Below are 19,158 nucleotides of genomic sequence, written 5' to 3'. Positions count from 1 at the left end.
CTGCGTCCGGCACGCCTGGCATGCCGGCTCCCTCTTCTGCCTACTTCGCACCAGCCGTGGGGTAAACCTGCTGCCAGTCCTGCTTCATGCTGACCACCGTCCAGCCCTTGGCGCGGGCAGCGTCCAGTGCCTTGTCGAGCTTGCCCACCTTTGACTGGCGGTCATAGGCGAACTCGCGCTCGGCATCGTCGTGATGCACCAGCACGCCCATGCGCGGACCGTCGCCGCCGGTGGTGTACTCCAGCATCTGCAGGTCGCCGTCGGAGTTGCCCACGGCGAGGATCGGCCGGCGGCCGATATGGCGGTAGATGCCGACCGGCTTGCCCGGCCCGTCATCCACGAATTCCAGCTTGGGGTCGCGCACCAGCACCGGCTTGCCGTCGCGCACCAGGTAGCGCACGGCCTGCGAGGAGCCGATCACCTGCTCGGGCGGAATGCCATAGACAGCCTGGCTCCAGGGGCGCATGAACTCGATGGTGCCGCCGGAGACGATGTAGGTCTTGAAGCCGTTGGCGCGCAGGTAGGACAGCAGTTCCAGCTGCGGTTGATAGACCAGCTCGGTATAGGGCCGGTTGAACCTGGGATGCCGCGATTTCGCCAGCCAGTCGCGGATGGTGCGGTCATACTCGTCCGTGGTCATGCCGCTGTTGGCCGTGACGACCAGGCCGGCCAGCTGCTTCTCGTTGCGCATCAGGCCCTCCATGTCGTTGGCCATCAGCGCCTTGAAGGCGGGGTTGTTGCGCCACTCCGGGTGTTGCGGCGCGGCGGCGCGGATCTGGTCGAGCAGGAAGAAGAACTGGAAGTACAGCGGCTGCTCGCTCCACAGCGTGCCGTCGTTGTCGAACACTGCGACGCGCTCCTCGGGCGGCACGAATGTCGGCGAGCCCTTGCGCGTCACGTCGGCAACAAACTTCAGCAGTGCCTGCCGTGCCGCACCGTCGCGCCACGACGCCAAAGCCTGCGCGGCCGGCTGCGCCGCCTGGGTGACGGCGGCCTGAGACTCGGGCGCCGTGGCGGGCGTCGAACAGCCCGCAAGCGCAAGGCCGGCCAGCACCAGCGCGGCAATGGCCCTGCGCGAGGGGCTGGCTAGGAATCCGCGGGTGGCAGCGATGTCCATATGGTTCACTCCTGTCGCGTGCTGTCGTGCTCGTCGTTGTGCTTTGGTTCGCACGGGCGCAGCGCTATCGAGCCGCCTGCCCGGACTGGCCGGCCAAGGCCACCGGCGCCTGCCGTTGCCGTTCCGCCCAGCGGCCCTCGTCCATCACCAGCCGGAAACCGAGGTGCGACATGCTGTTGTACGGGTCGGTCCCGCGCCGCGCGCTGGGGCGGTAACTGAGGCAGAAATCCTCGTTGCAGAGGAAGGAGCCGCCGCGCGTGACGCGCTTGGGCGCATTCACCGGGACGCCGGGCTCGGCCGGATCCCACGAGGCCATCGGGCCGACCGGGTTTTCGATCGGCTGGGCCTTGCCGGCCTCGCGCCGGAACTGGTCGGCCCGATACCAGTCGGACACCCACTGCCAGGCATTGCCGGTCATGTCGGCCAGGCCATAGCCGTTGGGCGGGAAAGTGCCAACCGGGCTGGTGCCGAGCGCCCCGCCCGCCTTGGGGCTGACCACCGGGAACGGCTGGTTCTGCTGGCCCTGCCAGACATTGGCCATCTGCTTGCCGTCGGGGGCGAACTGCTCGCCCCAGGCATAGTTGGCCTGCTCCAGCCCGCCGCGCGCGGCAAACTCCCATTCCGCCTCGGTGGGCAGGCGCTTGCCGGCCCACTTGGCGTAGGCCTGCGCGTCTTCATACGAGACCTGGACCACCGGGTGGTTGTCCTTGCCTTCGATCGAGCTGCCAGGGCCGGTCGGATGGCGCCAGTCGGCACCGGGCACATAACGCCACCAGCGCGAGTAGTCCTGCAGCGGCACCGGCCGCGGCGTGCCCACGAAGACCATGCCGCCGGCCACCATGGCGCTGTCGGGCGGGCGCGGCGTGCCGGGCGGCAGCTGGACCCGCAGGGTTTCCCAGTCAGGTGCCCGTTCCGCGGTCGAGACGTAGCCCGTGGCTTCGACGAACTTGCGGAATTCCGCGTTGGTGACGTGGTGCTGGTCCATCCAGAAGGCGTGCACGCGCACCTTGTGGGCCGGCTTTTCGTTGGGCTGCGCCATCTTGCTGTCGCTGCCCATCAGGAACTCACCGCCGGGCACGCGCACCATGCCAGCGGGTCCGCGCTTGCCATCGCCGATGACGATGGCGGGCGCCGTTGGCGTCCGCCCCTTCATGTACCAGTAGCTGGCGCCGAGGCCTGCTGCGACCCCGAGACCCAGCAGCACCAGGATCAGTGCCCTCTGCCCGCTGCGCCGTCCCGCGGCAAGCGCAACCGAGCCGGAACGCCCCGCGCCCGCGCCGGGATTGCTGCCTTTACGTCGTCCGCTCATTCACTCCGCCTCTTTGTATACAAGAATCATGCTGATTCAGCGCAAATCATGATCTCAGATGGCTACGGTTATCAGAAGTCAGCTTTTTCTCGTTCGGGGGCCAAGTGAATTAAGTTTTTCTTGCGCGCACTGCCACTGGCGCCCTGCTCATCGCTCGCTATCTGCCCTTGGCACCATCTTCGTCAGGGCCGCCGGATCTTCCTCACCCTCATTGAGGATGCCGTAGTCCGCCGGAAACAGCGCTGCCAGCGGTGGCGGATACTGAAAGGCGTGCAGCGGCTCCAGGTTTTCGCCAGCGTCGATCACGAACACCTCGATCAAGCGGCTGCGGCCGCCGTTCTCCTGGCCTGCCACATAGTAGTGAACGCGGTTTTGCCAGACGAAGTGCCCGCCGAAGTAAGGCTTGGAGACATCCGGCAGCCCGGCCAGATGCGTTTCGCACAGCAGCACCGCTTCGCGCAGGTAGTTCCGGCTGGACGTCTCATCGGAGGCGGACAGCCTGGCCATCATGCCCCGCCTGTCCTTGATCTTCTTGATTGCCATAGCGTAGCGAGCAGGTTGGGCGCGTGGGCGCCAGGACAGCCTACCGGCACATCGAGCGGACCTCGCTACTCAGTGCCATGCGCTCCCCACCTGGATATAGAAGGCGTTCTGGCCCTTGCTGTGGGCCACATCGAGACCGATCGACACCCCCAGCTTGCGCGCAATCATGTAGCGAAAGCCCGCGCCTACGCTGTAGATGGTCGATGCATCGGAAAAATCATGCCAGCGCCCATATGCCTTGCCCAGGCCGGTGAAGCCCAGCAGCGACCAGCGCGGCGTCACGTCCCAGCGCAGCTCCATTTCTGCCGCCAGCGCATTGCGGTCCTGGCAGCGCCCCTTCTGTACCCCGCGCAGGTCCACGAACGGCTGCGCGTAGAACGGCACGTCGCCGGTGGAAAAGCGCGTATCGGCGCGCAGCCCCAGGATCACGGTGCGCGCCAGCGGCAGCCAGGTGAAGCCGCGCGCGTTATACATATTGAATGACTGCGTGCTGCCGAAGCCGCCGCGCGCGAACTGCGCCTCCAGCTCGGCATAGCTGCCGCGGCTGGGATAGAAGATGTTGTCGCGCGAGTCGTAGTCGACCACCAACCCGGCCTTGCCGATGCGCTGGGTCTTGTCGAAGCTGCCGAGTTCACCCGCATCGCCAACCTTGAAGGTCGCGGTCGAATCGAAATACACGTAGCGCGGCCCCACGTACCAACGCGTATCGGCAACCCGCACGAGCAGTTGCTGCACCAATGCCACGCCTCTGAGTTCGTAGGCACGGGGCTGGTTCAGCAAGCCGAAGTAGTCCAGGTTTGCATTGACCTTGGCGATGCCCCCAAGATAACGGTAGCGGTCGCCGTCCCACGTGTGGAAGTGCGCCACGCCTGCGCCACCAGGTGCCGTTTTCCGTATACGCACCGCCGATGGCTGTAATGTTCGGCGGTGCGGGCCCCTTTCCACTGGCCTTGGCGCTGGCCGCCGCATCCGCCATGGATTCCGAGAAGAACATCAGCCCCAGCCCGCCGCCGTAGCCAACGGCTGGTTCCGTGATAACGACCGGCACCGGCAGCGCGCCCTTGTGATTGAGCAGGAAGTCGCTCATGTCCAGCTTGCCGTCCTCAGGATCGAAGAACGACAGCGGTTTCTTTTCAGCCGGCACTTCAGCCTGGCCGAAGGCGGCGTCGCACCAGAGCAAGGCCAGTGCGCTTAGCAGCGATGCAATGCGCTGGCTTGCCTGGGAGCGGGTCATCGGCAAGTTATGAAAGGTCCCTGCTTATGGCTACAGCGGGAACTGGATATTCAAGCCCATGAACACCTGGAATTTGGGCACCCCGACTCCCTCGTGCCCCACCGTCCATTGCGGCTCGGCAAACAGGTTGTAGATTTCCTTGCCGATTTTCCAGATCTTGCCCGCGCCGATACCGAGGGGGATGTAGTAATTCCCACGCTTGAGGTCGAAATTCCAGGTTGCGGTGCTGCGCAGGTACCTGCCTTGCGGCAGGTTATAGATCACGAACGGCTGCGCGGTCAGGTTGTCCTGGGTGGGCCGGTCGCTTTCCCCGGCAAATGAATGCTGCCAGGTCACGAGCCCGCCGATCATGCCCCATTTCTGCGGGGAAATACCCACGCCGGCCAGGCCGGCCTGCCACTTCCCGGTGCCGGTCTGGTCGCGCGATGCCGTGGGAATGGTGAGTTGGGGGCCAATGCCCCATTCCATGCCCAGGCCCTTGAGCAACACCAGGTTGAACAGGTTCAGGTCGCCCAGTCCGGTCTTGCTGCCATCCGGCGCGACATTCGGCGTGGTGACGACGGGCATCGTGAACCGGACGATCTGCGGCAACCCGAACAGCTTGTGCGGAATGGTGCCGCGCAGCAGGACGCTGTTTCCGTCCTCGTCGCCGAGTCCGTAATAGCGTCCCACGTACTGGTCCTGCAGATTCAGGGTAATGGTCGGGCTCAGCGGATTATTTGACGCATTCATGTCATCCGTCGAGGGCCCTGCCGCACAGGCAAGCGCCGGCAATGTTGCTGCCACGCTGCCCGCAGCAAGCCTTAATCCCTGCATGACTGAATTCATTTGGAATCGTTGCCCTGAATGAAATTGGTAACGCCCGCCGATTGAATATGGCGCTTCCATCATCGCAGACCGCCTCAAGGCCTGTGAAGTAAATATTTGCGATGCCGTGATGAAGATTTTCGTCGGCTTGCGCGCTGGCAGTGACAGGGGTCTTTGCTGGTAGTATGCAATGTCACGAAAATATGAGGGTGGGGCATTGCCTTACTGTGTAATTTCACTATAGCTGGCGCGGGCAGGCATGCGCCAGAGGCCGGCATTCCGGCAAGCGCCTGGCCGGCCTTGCATTCCTTGTTCCTTGAATATGTCAACGACCATCGCAAACCGGCTGGCCATTGCTGCTTCCTTCCTCTTTGCCTGTGCAGGTGCGAACGCGACTGAAGGCGCCCTGGGGCGACCCGTGACCGGCACCAGCGTGCTCCCCAATGTAGGGATCGTGTCGCCGGAACCCGCGCTCATCGTGAACGTCGGCGAGATCTACCTGGATGGCTCGATCGGCGGCAGCCGAAACGTGCCCATCGCAGGCAAGACGGCGCTGGGCGTGGACGGCAAGGTCGCGTTCACCCTGGCAACGGTGATGAAGGTATGGGACACCGATACCGGCCCCTGGAACTTTGCCTCCAGCTTCACGCTGCCCTATGTCTGGACCAAGGTCACGGCCAACATCAGCGCCGGCGGCCGGGGCGCCAGCACCCAGGACACCGCATCGAACCTGTTCGACATCACCTTCGCGCCGATCATCGCGGGCTACCATTTCTCAAAGACCGAGCATGTGGCTCTGAGCCTGAATGTGTGGGCGCCGACCGGCAAGTACGATCCCAACGCACTGGCCAACCCCAGCCTGAACAACTGGACGTTTATTCCGCAAGTGGCCTACACCAAGCTGTTCCCCGAACACGGGCTCGAGTTCGATGCCGTCGCCGGGGTCCAGTTCTACACCCGCAACAACGCCACCGACTACCAGAACGCACCGCTGTTCACGCTCGACACCATGCTGCTCAAGCGCTTTGCCAACGGCGCGGGCCTCGGGTTGATCGCGGGCACGACGCAGCAGCTCGGCGACGACAGCGGCCCGCTGGCCGACCGCCTGAACGGCTTCCGCGGCCATGACTGGGCGGTGGGCCCGATCGTCACCTACGACACCAAGATCGGCGCGAAGAGCCTGCTGTCGCTGGGCTTGCGCTGGGTGCCGACCGTTGCCGGCAAGAACCGCCTGAAGAGCACGAACACGTTCATGGGGACAGCGACTGTCGTGTTCTGATGGCCGCGCGCGCGGTGAGCCCGCTCACCACGTGTACTTCACCCCTGCCCTCAGCGCGCACTGGTAAAAGGATTGCTGGCCCCAGGAACCCGACACATTGGTCCAGCCGGTCCAGCGCTTGCCGAGATCGGCGTTCAGCCCCAGCTTCAGTTCGAAGCGGTTATGCGGATACAGCCCGCCGATCGGCAACTGGTTGAACGAGATATTGGTGTCGGTATCGGAATACCACCAGTTCACCGTCGCATACGGCTGCAGCTTGCGGCCGTCCTCGCGCACGAAGGTCCGATGCGTGCGTACGCCCAGCCGCGCGATGATCCCGCTGGAATCCGCCCCGCTGACGCGCGTGCCGTTGGGCTCGGCAATGTCGTCCTCGCTGTAGTTGACATAGATGAGCTGCGCCTGCGGCTCAATCACCCAGTCGCGCGGCAGTGGGATGGCATAGCCGACTTCCCCCGACAGCCCTAGTCCCTGCGCGTGGTATCGCACCGTCGGCAACTGGTCGCCTTCAACGCGCTTGGTGAACCAGCCATACTGGAACCAGGCATCGACATAGGCGCCCAGCTTGTTCTCGTCGTTCTGGTACCAGGTGCCGTAGACACCCGCAGCCCACCCTTCCACTTTGCCCCTGGCCCGCGCGGGGTTGCCGGCGGCATCCGCGTCGGTGCTGGCGTTGCCATAGCTGCCCATTACGCCGACATGCAGGCGGTCGGTCTCGCTGGCGACACGCCACCTGGCCAGCTCGGCGCCGCCGTGCAGCAGGAAGCTGTCGGTGCGGGTGCGGAAGTTGCCGTCCTTGCTGCGGCTGCCCTCCCACTTGCCCACTGCGCGCAGCCAGCCGCTGCGCGGCTTGTCCTGCACTGGCGTTGCCGCCCCCGGTGGCATTGATATCGAACCCGTCGCGCTCGTTGCCGCCAACCAGGTTGTTGAGGTTCAGCGTCGTGCCCGCATTGACGGTGATAGCCGACCCGCCGGCCGTGCTGTTGGTGACGGCAACGCCGTCCATGCCGGCCCCTTGCATCGTGATGGCGCTGGTGCCGCCATTGAACGTCACGCTGGCATCGCCCGGGTTGGTGATGACTTGTGACGCGACGCCACTGGCAGCCGTGGCGGTGGTATTCGTGATGGTGGTCCCGGTCAGGGTCACCGAGGCATTCGCCCCCCTCGCGAGCGCGCGCAGGCTCGCGCCTGTACTCGTATTGAAGGTGGTGCCTGACACGGTCTCCATCTCGGCGTTGCCCGATGCAGGCGTACAGGACAGTGCCGTATAAGTGCCGCTGGCAATCGTGCCGCAGGCGGTCTGTGCGCGGACTTCGAGCGTTGCCAGGGCCATGGTTCCGGCCGGCGCAAGCCAGTAAGCGATCAGCGCGGCAATCGGCCGCAGGGCGTGGTTGCGTCGCCGCTTGATGATGGCACCGTGCTGCATGCCTGGTCCCGGAACTCGCACAGTGATCTCCTTTGTAGGATTTTTGTTGCATTCTCGGGAACCGGCAATCTGCGCACCAGTGAAACATTTGGTAGGCTGTATTAAGCCTGCTGCGTCACCCGAACGGGGTAGCAGCGTCAACTTGAGGGATCCACGCGCCAACGTCCGCGTTGATCAGGCTCAAGCCCCGATCCATTACAAGCCTGCACACTGGCGCCCATGACCACACTGCCCTCTTCTCCGCCCGTCGCCGCTGACGCGGGCCAACCCAAGCCCCCGCCCCCCTCCGTGGCTGCACGCCGCCCGGCTCTTGTGCCGCGGGGCCGTTTCGCGTGGCTGACTGGTATCCTGAGCTGGACGCTTCTGATTGCCAGCACGCTGTTCTGGTGCGCGCTGCTGTTTCCGCTCGCGCTGCTCAAGCTGGTGCTGCCGTTTGCCCCCGCCAGGCGGCGCATCGATCCGATGCTCAACGGCATCGCCACCGCCTGGATCTCCGGCAACACCGGCTGGTTCGCGTGGATCCAGCGTGAGCCGTGGGACGTCCAGGGCAATGAGGGACTGCGCTATGCCGACTGGTACCTGGTCAACTGCAACCACCAGTCGTGGGCCGATATCTTCGTGCTGCAGCGCTCGCTGAACCGGCGTATCCCGCTGCTGAAGTTTTTCCTGAAGCAGCAGCTGATCTATGTGCCGGTTATCGGGCTGGCGTGGTGGGCGCTGGACTTTCCGTTCATGAAGCGACACGGCAAGGCGCAGCTGCGGCGCAATCCGGCGTTGCGGCGCCAGGACCAGGAAACGGCCAAGCGCGCCTGCGCGAAGTTTTCGCTGGTGCCGACCAGCGTGATGGTGTTTGCCGAAGGTACCCGCTTCACCGAGGCCAAGCGCGCGGCCCAGGACTCACCGTACCGCCATCTGCTCAAGCCCAAGGCCGGCGGGCTGGCGGTGGCACTGAATGCGATGGGCAACAAGTTCCGCTCCCTGCTCGACGTCACCATCGTGTACCCGGAAGGCGCGCCAGGCTTCTGGGACCTGGCCTGCGGACGCGCCGGCCCGGTGCTGGTGCGCATGCGGCAGTTGCCGGTGCCGCCGGCCTTCTGCGAGGCCGACTACGGCAGCGACAAGGCCTTCCGCACGGAATTCCACAACTGGCTGGCACGCCAGTGGGAAGCCAAGGACGCCGAGATCGATGCGCTGACGCCGCCGCGCGAAGGCTGAAGCCCTGCTACCCGGGCAGCCGCTCGACTGCCCGCTTCCCCTGTCCCACCGCCGCGGTCAGCGAAGGGCTGCCGGCATTGTCGCTGTTGGCGATGCTGATATTGCCGACGCCGGCCAGCCCGGGCCACACCGCGTCGGGCGCCACGTTCTCAGCGGCCAGGCTGTCGGGCATATAGCTGTAGCCATGCGCCCAGCGGTTGACGGTGATGCCGCGGATCACGTCCTTCGAAGCAAAGCCCTTGTGCCCGAGCATGCGGTCAAGCTGCGCGCGGATGTCGCGCTCCAGCGTGTCGAACGGCGTGCCCAGCAGCAAGGCGCGGCCCGCGCGGAAGCGGTCGCGCGCCTGCATGCCGCTGTCAGGCACGGTCGGCACATAGAGCATGTGCAGCACGGCCGGATCGGAGGGCTGCCTGCCCGCCGGCGGTTCCAGCCACAGGTCGGTATAGGCCATGGCCGGCGCGTGGATGCGGCGCGTGCGCAGCGCGGCGAACGCCTGCCAGTGGTCGAGCGCCACCTTGGTGTAGACCAGCGGCGCCTTGGCCTCGTTGTGCAGCACCTCTTTCTGCTTGGCCGGCAGCGACGGCAGCAGGTACGGGATCATCATGTTGTAGCCGGCCAGCACCACGTGGCGCGCCTCGACGCGATGCAGGTTGCCGCTGAACCCGTAGGTCACGCGCGTGATATTGCCGTCGGGCTCGACCGCGATCGCGGTGCTGTTCAGGCGCAGGCGCACCGGCTGCCCGTCGCGGTCCAGCCGGCTGTAGTCGAACGCGGCCGACACCACATCGGCCGGCCGGGCGATCGACGCCACGCCCGGGATCAGGCTCTGCACCAGCAGCCGTGCCAGCGAGGCATTGCCATCCGGAAACCACAGGCGCGATGCCGGCGACTTGCCAAGCCGCGCATTGCCCGCCGGCGCGGGCATGTTGGCGCCTGCAGGCAGGCCGATGGCGATGGCGTCGGCAACCGAAATCCCATCGGCATCGAGCGCATAGGCATCGTTGCTGCGGCTGCGCAGGAAGCGCTGCCCGGCCAGGCCGATGCCGGCCTTGTCACGCAGGAAGCTGGCGTAACGCATGGAGCGCAGCGCTGCCGCGCGCTCGGTGCCGGACAGCGCCGGCAGGTAATCGGTGGTGCCGGCGGCCAGCCGCGCCAGCGCGGCGCGGTCCGCCACAGGCAAAGGCGTGTTGTCCAGGAAGCGCGACAGGGCAGCCGCGTCCGGGGCACCGGCCTGCTGCCCGCTGCGAACATCGATCAGCTCGCCGAACGGATCGCCAGCCACCCACTGGTCGCGCCCGAAATGCTCGGCATCGAAGAACACGGCGCGGCCCATGCCGAGCGCGGCATAGGGATCCGCAGGCACAGTGCCAGGCGGGCGCGTGGCATCGAGCCCGATCCCCGCCAGCAGTTCGCGCACCGCGGCGTCGCTGGCAGCGCCTGCCGGCATTTCTGCACTGCCGCCATAGGTCACCAGCCGCTTGCCGCGCACCGTGAACTCGTTGCGCTTGGCATGACCGCCGAAGTCGTCGTGGTTGTCCAGGATCAGGATGCGCCGGTTGGCGCCGAAACGGCGCCGGTAGAACCACGCCGCCGCCAGGCCGCTCAGGCCGCCGCCGACCACCACCAGGTCGAAAGCCTCGCGCGCCAGCACGACCGGGTATTTCGCGCCCTCGCGCGCCAGGCTGTGCGCCAGCGTGTAGGTGCCGGCATGGTTGCCGCGCAGACCGGTCAGCGCGGGCGGATACGCCACGCCTGCCCCGCCCTGCTGCGCGTGCAGCAACTGCACCGGCGCAAGGCCGGCGGCAATGGTCAGGGCGGTTCCGTTGAGGAAGTCTCTGCGCGTAATCGTCATCGGGTGCTCATCGGGATGCGTCGCCTGCCGCGGCCGGGTGCTGCGCGGCCAGCTCTTTGCGCCGGGCCGCCACGGCGGCTTCCGGCACCGGCGCCGCGCGGTTGCCCCAGCTGCCGCGGATAAAGGTCAGCACATTGGCCAGTTCCTGGTCGTCCAGCGTCCAGCCATAGCCGGGCATGTGGTAATCCGCCGGCGCGGTGCCCACGCGCGCGGTCACGGCGCCGTCGAGCAGCAGGTTCACCAGCGAGGCCGGGTCGGGATCGGCCACGGTGGGGTTGCCGGCCAGCGGCGGGAACACGCGGGCAAAGCCCTTGCCGTCGGCGCCGTGGCAAGGCATGCAGAACACCGCGTACTGGCGCGCACCGGGCACATCGAAGCGGCCCTGCCGCAGTTGCTGCGCGGTGGCGGCATCATGCCGGAACGGCTTGTCCTCGCCGCGCGCGCCGGGCAGGGATTTCAGGTAGGCGGCCACGGCATCGAGGTCGGGCGCGCTCATGTACTGGGTGGCGGTGGAGATCACCGTGGACATCGGCCCGAACGAGGTCGCGTGCCCGTTGCGCCCGGTGCGCAGGAACTCGGCGATATCCGCGCGCGACCACGCGCCCAGGCCGGTGACCTGGTCACTGGTCAGGTTGGTGGCGGACCAGCCCTCCACGCTCGCCCCGGACAGGAAATGGCGGCTGCGCTCGTCCAGCCCCTTCTCGGCGAACAGGTTGCCGCGCGGCGTATGGCAGGCGCCACAGTGCGCCACCGCCTGCACCAGGTAGGCACCGCGGTTCCAGGCTGCGCCGCGCGCGGGGTCGGTGCGGACCGGGTCGTCATCGACGAACAGGACGTTCCACGCGGCCAGCAGGCTGCGCATGCTGAACGGCCAACGCATCTGCGGCGCGGGGTTGCGCTGCGTGACCGGCGCCACCTCGGCACGCAGGTAGGCGTACAGCGCCGCCACGTCCTCGGCACGCATGCGCGCGTACGAGGGATACGGCATCGCCGGATAGAGCCGCTTGCCATCGCGCGCCACGCCGTGCCGCAAGGCGCGGTCGAACTCGGCCAGCGTATAGGCGCCGATGCCGCTGCCGGCATCGGGCGTGATATTGGTCGAATGAACCGTGCCGACCGCCGTGCGGATCGGCAGCCCGCCGGCAAACGGCTTGCCGCCTTCGCTGGTATGGCACGCGGCGCAGTTGGCGATGCGCGCCAGGTAGCGGCCGCGTTCGATCTGTTGCGTGTCGGTGGCGGCCAGCGCCATGCCCACGGGCAGCAGCACCGCCAGCGTCAGGCAGGCCAGCTTGCGCAGCGCACGGGCTGTGGCGATACCAGGTCCTTGGGGCAGGAAATGCATGGGAGCAGTTTCAGGTCAGGCAGCCGATACCGCCCAGTTTGCCGCAAGCACCAGGCACACCACCAGCCCGGCGGCCACGGCCACGCCAGTCAGGATCAGCGGTACCGGGCGCAAGGTGTCCAGGTCGCGCTGGTGCTCCTGCCCCTGGCGCAGGCCAAAGAAGCCCCACAGCACGGTCCGCAACAGCCTCAACGGGTTCATGGCATCTCCTTGCACAACGCCTTTGTGTACGAGTGCCGATTATGGGTCGTCCGTGCCATCCATAACAGCATCAGATAACAGGAAATTTTACGTATCAGTTTGCCTGTCCGGGAGATAATGCGCTCACCCGCCCCGCCCCCGCCCGCCATGAAACGCTACGAAGCCCTTGCCGAGACCCTGGCTGCCGATATCCGCAACGGCAGCCTGCCGCCGGGCACGCGCCTGCCGTCGATCCGCAAGACCGTGGCCCAGTATGGCGTCAGCCCGTCGACCGCCTTCCAGGCCTATTACCGGCTGGAAGAGCGCGGGCTGGTGCGGGCGCGCGAGCGCTCCGGCTACTACGTGGCGGGACCTGCGCGGCGCGAGCTGCCCCAGCCGCAGGCGCGGCCGTCGCGCCAGGTGTCGACGCAGGTCGACATCTCCAAGCTGGTCTTCGCCGTGCTGGAAGGCGCGCGTGACCGCGAGCTGGTGCAGTTCGGCTCGGCCTTTCCCTCGCCCGAGCTGTTCCCGTGGGAGCGGCTGGGCAAGTCGCTGGCGCGCGCCGGCCGCGCGCTCGACCCGTGGTACTCGGTCAACGACCTGCCGCCGGGCAATACCGCGCTGCGCCGCCAGATCGCGCTGCGCTACCTGGGCGCGGGCGCGCCGCAGCCGGCCGAGGACCTGATCGTCACCAACGGCGCGCTCGAGGCGCTCAACCTGTGCCTGATGGCGGTGACGCAGCCGGGCGACGTGGTGGCAATCGAATCGCCCGGCTTCTATGCCTCGCTGCAGGCACTGGAGCGGCTGCGGCTCAAGGCCGTTGAGATCCCGGTCGACCCCGCCGAAGGCATCGACCTGGGCGCGCTCGACACCGCACTGTCACGGCACCCGGTCAAGGCGTGCTGGTTCATGACGCAGTTCCAGAATCCGCTCGGCGCCAGCATGTCGGAAGACAAGAAGAAGGCGCTGGTGGCCTTGCTGGCGCGCCACCAGGTGCCGCTGATCGAGGACGATGTCTATGGCGAGCTCTACTTCGGCAACCGCTGCCCGCTGCCGGCCAAGGCCTTCGATACGCAGGGGCTGGTGATGCACTGCAGTTCGTTCTCGAAGACGCTGGCGCCGGGCTTCCGCATCGGCTGGGTGGCGCCGGGCCGCTTTGGCGAAGCCATCCAGCGGCTCAAGCTGATGACCACGCTGTCTGCCGGTGTGCCCACGCAGGTGGCGCTGGCCGAATACCTGCAGCACGGCGGCTACGACAAGCACCTGCGCAAGCTGCGCCATGTGCTGGAGATGCAGCAGGGGCGCATGATCGATGCCATCGGCCAGCACTTTCCGGAAGATGTGCGCGTGTCCCGGCCGGAGGGCGGGTATTTCCTGTGGGTCGAGTTTGCGCCCGGCTTCGATGCATTGGCATTGCACCATGCCGCACTGGAGGCAGGCATCGGGCTGGCGCCGGGTCCGATCTTCTCGGCGCGGCAGGGTTACCGCAACTGCATCCGGCTCAACTACGGGCACCTGTGGAGCGATGAGGCCGAGGCCGCGGTAGCCACCCTCGGCCGGCTCATCGCGCAGCAGCAAGGCAGCTAGCGCGCATCGCGATGGCGGCGCAGCGCCCACTCCAGGGTCTCGAACGCTGCCTGTACCACCAGTGCCAGCACGGCCGCCGGGATTGCGCCGGCCAGCAGCAGCGCTGTGTCGTTGAGCGCCAGCCCGGTGGCAATGCGCTCGCCGAAACCACCGGCGCCGACAAAGGCCGCGATTGTGGCCGTGCCGACGCTGATGATGGCCGCGGTCTTGACCCCGGCCAGCAGCACCGGCAAGGCCAGCGGCAGTTCTACATAGCGCAGCACCTGTCCGCCGCGCAGCCCGAGCGCCCGCCCCGCATCGCGCATGCCCTGCGGCACCTGCTCCAGCCCGGTCGCGGTATTGCGCACGATCGGCAGCAAGGCATAGAGAAACAGCGCCACCATGGCCGGCCAGACGCCGATGCGGCCCAGCAGCGGGATCAGCATCGCCAGCAATGCCAGCGACGGCACCGTCTGCAGCACGTTGACCACGCCCAGCACAGCCTGTCCGGTGCGCCGCCGCCGCGCCGCCAGCATCCCCAGCGGCACGCCGACCAGCGTTGCCGCGCGGTTCGGCACCGTCATGCGTTGCCTTTTGCCCCGCAGTGCCGGCGAGGAACGCGCGCGCGATTGCATCGAATGACTGGCCATCGATCTCCGCCGCCGCATTCATGGCGATCATGTCGTCGGCGCTAACGCGCCCGGCCAGCCGCTCCAATGCCTGCCAGGCCTGCGGGAAGCGCTGCGGTACGTCAAGGCGGTAGACCACTACTGCGTCGTAGCGCGGGAAGTAGTGCCGGTCGTCTTCCAGCACGCGCAGCTTGTACTTGCGGATCTTGGCGTCGGTGGAATAGATGTCGATGGCATCGACCTGCCCCGCGGCCAAGGCCTCGTAGGCGACGCCATGGTCCAGCCCGACCGGGCGTTGCGGCAGTCCATAGCGGCTGGCCAGCCCCGGCCAGCCGTCGGCGCGCCCCAGGAACTCGTGGGACAGGCCGAGCCTGAACTGCGGCTGCGCGGCGAGGTCGCTCAGCCGGCGCAGCGCGCCGGCGCGGGCATCGGACACGGCCAGCGCGTAGGTGTTCTCGAAACCAAGCGGAATTGCCGCGCCCAGCCCCATCGGCGCCAGTGCCCGCTGGATGGCATCGAGGCCGGCCCCCGGGGGCAGTTTGAGGATTTCGGCGGCGAGCGTGCCGGTGTAGTCGGGATAGAGGTCGATGCCGCCGGCCTTCAGCGCCTCGAAGACGATCGCGGTATTGCCCAGCCCTGGCTGGTGCTGCGCGGCGCCGGGCGGCCCCGCGGCCTGGGTCAGCAGTTCGCCAAGGATGTACGACTCGGTGAAGCGCTTGGAGCCGATACGCAGCGGATCTGCCGCGCGCGCCGGCATCGCGCCCGCGAGTGCGGCAGCCAGCACCCAGGCCACTGCCCGCCACAACGCGCGCCCTGTTCTCCCGATCTCCCGACTGCCGCGGATCCAAGCCAAAACGTCTGTCCCGATATGGGGCCGGTGTGCGCCCGGCATCGCTACATCATAGCTGCCGCATGTCCTTATCCCGAAATAGTATTTGCTATTTGCATGATGAAGGCATCAGAATCCGGATTACACATACATTAATCCCGAGACCCAGCCCGCCATGGAAATCCGGCAACTGGAAGCCTTCGCCGCAGTCGTCACGACCGGCAGCGTCACCGCCGCCGGGCGCCTGCTCGGCCGCTCGCAGCCGGCCATCACGCGGCTGATCCAGGAGCTGGAGGCCGAGCTGGGCTTTGCCCTGTTCACCCGCAGCGGCCCGCGCGTCAGCCCGACCGAGCAAGGCTTCCTGCTCTATGACGAAGTCGAGCAGACGCTGGCCGGCATGCAGCAGATCCGCACCCGCGCCGCGGCGCTGGCGCGCGGCGATGGCCGGCCCCTGCGCATTGCCGCGACCCCGGCGCTGGCGGCCGGCCTGCTGCCGCCGGCGCTGGCGCTGGCCTTTGAGCGCGGGCTGTGCGCGCCGGAACGCGTCGCGGTGCAGAGTGTGTCGCCCGAACAGGTGGTGCACGCGGTGCTGACCGGCGCCGCCGACATCGGTCTGAACAGCCTGCCGCTGGAACATCGCGGCGTGACCGTGCACTGGATCGGCCAGTCCGCGTGCGTCGCAGCCGTGCGTGCCGACGACGCACTGGCCGCACAGCCTGCGATCGCGCTGCAGGACTGCCGCGGGCGCCGCATCGTGACCATGCAGAACCCGTACCGGCTGCGCCGCCGCGTCGACCGGGCCCTGGCTGGCGCCGGCGTGCCCGAAGCGGGCGTGATCGACACCAACACCTCGATCAGCGCGCTGACCCTGGTGCGCGCCGGGCTGGGCATCGCCGTGCTGGAGCCGGTGACCGCCCGCGGCCTGCCGCTGGCCGATATCGCCGTGCGGCCCATCGATGCCGATATCCCTTTCTACTTCGGCGTGATCACGCCACAGGCCCGCCCGGCCAGCACGGCGGTGCTGGGGCTGGTGCAGGCCGTGGCCGACGCCGCCGCCGCGCTGTTGCCCGACCTTGTGCGGCGCGATCCCGCCGAACACGGCGCGCTGCTGCAATCGCTCTATGGCGATGCCAGCGACGACGCTGACACGCTCACGCAAGATGCCGGACTTCCAAGCCATGACTGACCTATCCGCCCCCGCCCTTACCCCCGCCGCCGGCCTGGCCGCGCTTGAAGCGCGCCTGCGCCAGGACCTGTCCTGGCTGGACCTGCCCGCCAAGGCCTGGACCATGCCGCGCAGCCACGATGGCCAGGACGTGCTCGACGTCGCCGTCATCGGCGGCGGCATGGCGGGACTCGCAGCCTGCGCCACGCTGACGCACCTGGGCATCCGCGTGCGCGCCTTTGACCGCGCCCCGGCGGGCTTCGAAGGCCCGTGGGCCACCACCGCGCGCATGGAGACGCTGCGCTCGCCCAAGCAGCTGACCGGCCCCGCGCTGGGCCTGCCGGCCCTGACCTTCCGCGCCTGGTTCGAGGCGCAGTTCGGCGAGGCCGCCTGGCAAACGCTGGACAAGATCCCGCGCCTGCAATGGATGGACTACCTGCGCTGGTACCGCCAGGTGCTGGCGCTGGATATCCGCAACCAGCACCAGGTCGACGCCATCGTGCCGCGCGCGGACGGCCTGGTGGCGCTGTCGATGCAGACCCCGGACGGCCCGCACACCGTGCTGGCGCGCCGCGTGGTGCTGGCCACCGGCCGTGACGGCCTGGGCGGTGCCTACGTGCCGCCGGTCGCGGACACGCTGCCGCGCCACCTGTGGGCGCACTCGTCGGACGAGATGGACTACGCCAAGCTGCGCGGCAAGCGCGTGGGCGTGGTCGGCGCAGGCGCCTCGGGCATGGACAGCGCCGCGACCGCGCTGGAGGCGGGCGCCGCCAGCGTCGAAATGCTGATCCGCCGCCCGGACATTCCGCGCGTCAACAAGAGCAAGGGCGCCGGCAACCCTGGCCTGACCTTCGGCCACTACGGGCTGCCCGATGCCTGGAAATGGCGGCTGCGCCATTACATCAACACCCAGCAGGTGCCGCCGCCGCGCGGCAGCACGCTGCGCGTGTCGCGCCATGCCAATGCCTACTTCAACCTGGGCGCAGCGCTGGAAGCGATCGAGGCGCAAGGCGATGTCCTGCACGTGCAGACACCGCAGGGCACGTTCGAGCTGGACTTCCTGATCTTCTCGACGGGCTTCCGCATCGCGCTGGAAACACGGCCGGAGTTCGCCGCCTTCGCCCCGCATATCCGCTTCTGGCGCGACCGCCATGCGCCGCCCGCGGGCCAGGAAGACCGCGAGCTGTCCGACTCTCCCGATCTCGGCGCAGCCTTCGAATTCCAGGAGAAAACGCCCGGCGCCTGCCCCGGCGTCACGCGCATCCACTGCTTCTGCTATCCGGCGGCGCTGTCGCACGGCACCGTGTCCGGCGACATCCCGGCGATCAGCGACGGCGCACGCCGGCTCGGCCAGGGCATTGCCGCGCTGCTGTACCGGGAAGACGTTGAGCTGCACTACGCCGCGCTGCAGGCCTATGCCGAACCCGAAGTCTTCGGCGACGAATGGGTGCCGGCCCCGCCGCCGGCGCTGCGCGCAGCCAAGGCCTGAATCCCACCCCGACCTGAACCTGGAGAGTCCGATGACCCAGCCCCCGACTTCCACGGTCGACCTGATCGACCAGCTCACCGGCCTCGCGCCGGGTAGCGCGACACACGCGCTGCGCCACCAGCGCAACAAGGTCGTGGCCGCCACGCAAGGCAGCTACGACGCCCTGTTCGACCCCGCCCTGCCTGGCCTGTCGCTGGCAGAGCGCCTGCTGGTTGCGTTGTACGCGGCACGCCTGACGCCGTCGACGGCGCTGGCGGCACACTATCGCGCGCGCCTTGAGCAGGCCGGCGCAGATGTCAGCCAGGTCCGCGCCGCGGCCGAAGGCCAGCCGGAGGATATTGCCGACACGCGCCTGCACGCCATGCTGGAGTTCACCCGCAAGCTGATCGAAAAGCCCGTTGAGGGCGACAAGGCCGCGCTGCAGGCCCTGCCCGCCGCCGGCCTGAGCACCCCGGCAGTGGTCACGCTGGCGCAACTGATCGCCTTCCTGTCGTACCAGGTCCGGCTGGTGGCCGGCTTGGATGCGCTGAAAGCACTGAACGACAACGCCGCAGGAGCCCAGGCATGAGCGAGATCATCAAATCCCACGGCTTCACCAATGAAGTCCTCGACTGGAAGGCCTGGCTGGACGTGGTCGAACTCGACCAGGCCACGCCCGAGCAGGTCGCCGTACTCGAAGAGAGCCACCCCAAGGCCAAGGTCCAGGATTACTACCGCTTCCTGGTGCACCAGCCCGAAATCCTGCGCCAGCGCTCCACCGCCTTCAACGCCATCATGTACGCCCCCGGCGGCATGCCGCGTGCCGAACGCGAGCTCTCCACCACGGTGGTATCGCGCATCAATGGCTGCGTCTACTGCGCATCGGTGCATGCGCAGCGCTTCGAACAACTGGCCAAGCGCAACGACGTGATCCGCCAGGTGTTCGACGATCCCCATACCGCCGGCACGACTGCGCGCGAACAGGCAATCGCGAAGTTCTCGATCGAACTGACCGAGCGGCCCGCCGAAGTCACTGCCGAGCAGCTCAAGCCGTTGCGGGAAGCGGGCGTCACGGATGCGGAAATCCTGGACCTGATCCACTCGATCGCCATCTTTGCCTGGGCGAACCGGCTGATGCTGAACCTGGGCGAGCCGGTGTTTCCGGAGCAATCCGGGGAGTAAGCCGTCAGGCGCCAGCCG

At 67.6% G+C, this 19,158-nt stretch carries 17 protein-coding genes and 2 pseudogenes; 9 read left to right on the top strand and 10 right to left on the bottom strand.

Annotated features, from left to right (window positions below):
- Positions 1–40: 40 nt before the first annotated feature.
- From AC1Q6V_RS20205 to AC1Q6V_RS20190, 4 genes and pseudogenes are all read right to left on the bottom strand, one after another.
- Positions 41–1,117 (bottom strand): HAD family hydrolase, encoded by a 1,077-nt coding sequence (locus AC1Q6V_RS20205; protein ID WP_011615176.1) that lies wholly within the window; start codon positions 1,115–1,117, stop codon positions 41–43.
- Between the two features lie 64 nt (positions 1,118–1,181).
- Positions 1,182–2,426: a formylglycine-generating enzyme family protein gene (locus AC1Q6V_RS20200; protein ID WP_058697262.1), complete on the bottom strand. Its 1,245-nt coding sequence runs from the start codon at positions 2,424–2,426 to the stop codon at positions 1,182–1,184.
- Positions 2,427–2,573: 147 nt separating this feature from the next.
- A complete protein-coding gene (locus AC1Q6V_RS20195) occupies positions 2,574–2,969 on the bottom strand; it encodes a hypothetical protein (RefSeq protein ID WP_011615174.1) in 396 nt (131 codons plus the stop codon).
- A gap of 69 nt (positions 2,970–3,038) precedes the next feature.
- Positions 3,039–4,113: pseudogene (locus AC1Q6V_RS20190) on the bottom strand (BamA/TamA family outer membrane protein).
- Between AC1Q6V_RS20190 and AC1Q6V_RS20185 the strand changes: the two are divergent.
- Positions 4,055–4,216, top strand: a complete 162-nt coding sequence (locus AC1Q6V_RS20185; RefSeq protein WP_454749627.1) for a hypothetical protein — start codon at positions 4,055–4,057, stop codon at positions 4,214–4,216. The pseudogene AC1Q6V_RS20190 and the gene AC1Q6V_RS20185 overlap by 59 nt on opposite strands.
- A gap of 17 nt (positions 4,217–4,233) precedes the next feature.
- Here AC1Q6V_RS20185 and AC1Q6V_RS20180 read toward each other — a convergent pair whose 3' ends face one another.
- Positions 4,234–5,094, bottom strand: coding sequence for a hypothetical protein (locus AC1Q6V_RS20180; protein ID WP_454749623.1), 861 nt, complete (start codon positions 5,092–5,094; stop codon positions 4,234–4,236).
- 238 nt (positions 5,095–5,332) lie between these two features.
- Between AC1Q6V_RS20180 and AC1Q6V_RS20175 the strand changes: the two genes are divergently transcribed.
- Positions 5,333–6,289 carry a SphA family protein gene (locus AC1Q6V_RS20175; protein WP_041687301.1) on the top strand — a complete coding sequence of 319 codons (957 nt, stop codon included), beginning with the start codon at positions 5,333–5,335 and terminating at the stop codon, positions 6,287–6,289.
- A 24-nt stretch (positions 6,290–6,313) separates the two neighbouring features.
- Here AC1Q6V_RS20175 and AC1Q6V_RS20170 read toward each other — a convergent pair whose 3' ends face one another.
- Positions 6,314–7,147, bottom strand: coding sequence for an autotransporter family protein (locus AC1Q6V_RS20170; protein WP_454749622.1), 834 nt, complete (start codon positions 7,145–7,147; stop codon positions 6,314–6,316).
- Between the two features lie 80 nt (positions 7,148–7,227).
- Between AC1Q6V_RS20170 and AC1Q6V_RS20165 the strand changes: the two genes are divergently transcribed.
- Positions 7,228–7,557, top strand: coding sequence for a hypothetical protein (locus AC1Q6V_RS20165; RefSeq protein WP_454749621.1), 330 nt, complete (start codon positions 7,228–7,230; stop codon positions 7,555–7,557).
- Positions 7,558–8,024: 467 nt separating this feature from the next.
- Positions 8,025–8,927 carry a 1-acylglycerol-3-phosphate O-acyltransferase, YihG family gene (yihG, locus tag AC1Q6V_RS20160; RefSeq protein ID WP_010811555.1) on the top strand — a complete coding sequence of 301 codons (903 nt, stop codon included), beginning with the start codon at positions 8,025–8,027 and terminating at the stop codon, positions 8,925–8,927.
- Positions 8,928–8,934: 7 nt separating this feature from the next.
- Here yihG and AC1Q6V_RS20155 read toward each other — a convergent pair whose 3' ends face one another.
- Genes AC1Q6V_RS20155 through AC1Q6V_RS20145 form a run of 3 tightly spaced genes read right to left on the bottom strand, consistent with a single transcriptional unit; the run spans position 8,935 to position 12,322 of the window.
- Positions 8,935–10,779 carry an NAD(P)/FAD-dependent oxidoreductase gene (locus tag AC1Q6V_RS20155; RefSeq protein WP_454749620.1) on the bottom strand — a complete coding sequence of 615 codons (1,845 nt, stop codon included), beginning with the start codon at positions 10,777–10,779 and terminating at the stop codon, positions 8,935–8,937.
- A 7-nt stretch (positions 10,780–10,786) separates the two neighbouring features.
- On the bottom strand, positions 10,787–12,121 hold the full coding sequence (locus AC1Q6V_RS20150) for a cytochrome c (RefSeq protein ID WP_010811553.1): 1,335 nt from the start codon (positions 12,119–12,121) through the stop codon (positions 10,787–10,789).
- Positions 12,122–12,136: 15 nt separating this feature from the next.
- Positions 12,137–12,322 carry a DUF2970 domain-containing protein gene (locus tag AC1Q6V_RS20145; protein ID WP_010811552.1) on the bottom strand — a complete coding sequence of 62 codons (186 nt, stop codon included), beginning with the start codon at positions 12,320–12,322 and terminating at the stop codon, positions 12,137–12,139.
- A 147-nt stretch (positions 12,323–12,469) separates the two neighbouring features.
- Between AC1Q6V_RS20145 and AC1Q6V_RS20140 the strand changes: the two genes are divergently transcribed.
- Positions 12,470–13,888 (top strand): aminotransferase-like domain-containing protein, encoded by a 1,419-nt coding sequence (locus AC1Q6V_RS20140; protein WP_010811551.1) that lies wholly within the window; start codon positions 12,470–12,472, stop codon positions 13,886–13,888.
- Here the strand turns inward: AC1Q6V_RS20140 and AC1Q6V_RS20135 are convergent.
- Positions 13,885–15,253, bottom strand: a pseudogene (locus AC1Q6V_RS20135) (glycine betaine ABC transporter substrate-binding protein). The gene AC1Q6V_RS20140 and the pseudogene AC1Q6V_RS20135 sit on opposite strands and share 4 nt — an antisense overlap.
- Before the next feature lie 247 nt (positions 15,254–15,500).
- Between AC1Q6V_RS20135 and AC1Q6V_RS20130 the strand changes: the two are divergent.
- From AC1Q6V_RS20130 to AC1Q6V_RS20115, 4 genes are read left to right on the top strand one after another with little or no spacing between them, the layout of a single operon-like run.
- Complete coding sequence (locus AC1Q6V_RS20130; protein ID WP_011615164.1) at positions 15,501–16,511, top strand: LysR family transcriptional regulator; 1,011 nt, start codon at positions 15,501–15,503, stop codon at positions 16,509–16,511.
- Entirely contained in the window at positions 16,504–17,979 is a 1,476-nt protein-coding gene (locus AC1Q6V_RS20125; protein ID WP_058697297.1) for an FAD-dependent oxidoreductase, read from the top strand. Before AC1Q6V_RS20130 ends, AC1Q6V_RS20125 begins: the two co-directional genes overlap by 8 nt.
- A gap of 31 nt (positions 17,980–18,010) precedes the next feature.
- Positions 18,011–18,547: a CMD domain protein gene (locus AC1Q6V_RS20120; RefSeq protein WP_010811547.1), complete on the top strand. Its 537-nt coding sequence runs from the start codon at positions 18,011–18,013 to the stop codon at positions 18,545–18,547.
- Positions 18,544–19,140: a peroxidase-related enzyme gene (locus AC1Q6V_RS20115; RefSeq protein WP_010811546.1), complete on the top strand. Its 597-nt coding sequence runs from the start codon at positions 18,544–18,546 to the stop codon at positions 19,138–19,140. Before AC1Q6V_RS20120 ends, AC1Q6V_RS20115 begins: the two co-directional genes overlap by 4 nt.
- Positions 19,141–19,158 lie beyond the last annotated feature (18 nt).

The sequence above is a fragment of the Cupriavidus sp. GW823-FHT07B10 genome (assembly GCF_058794355.1).
The sequence above is the reverse complement of the archived record's forward strand: the minus strand, read 5'-3'. Positions and strand labels throughout refer to the sequence as shown.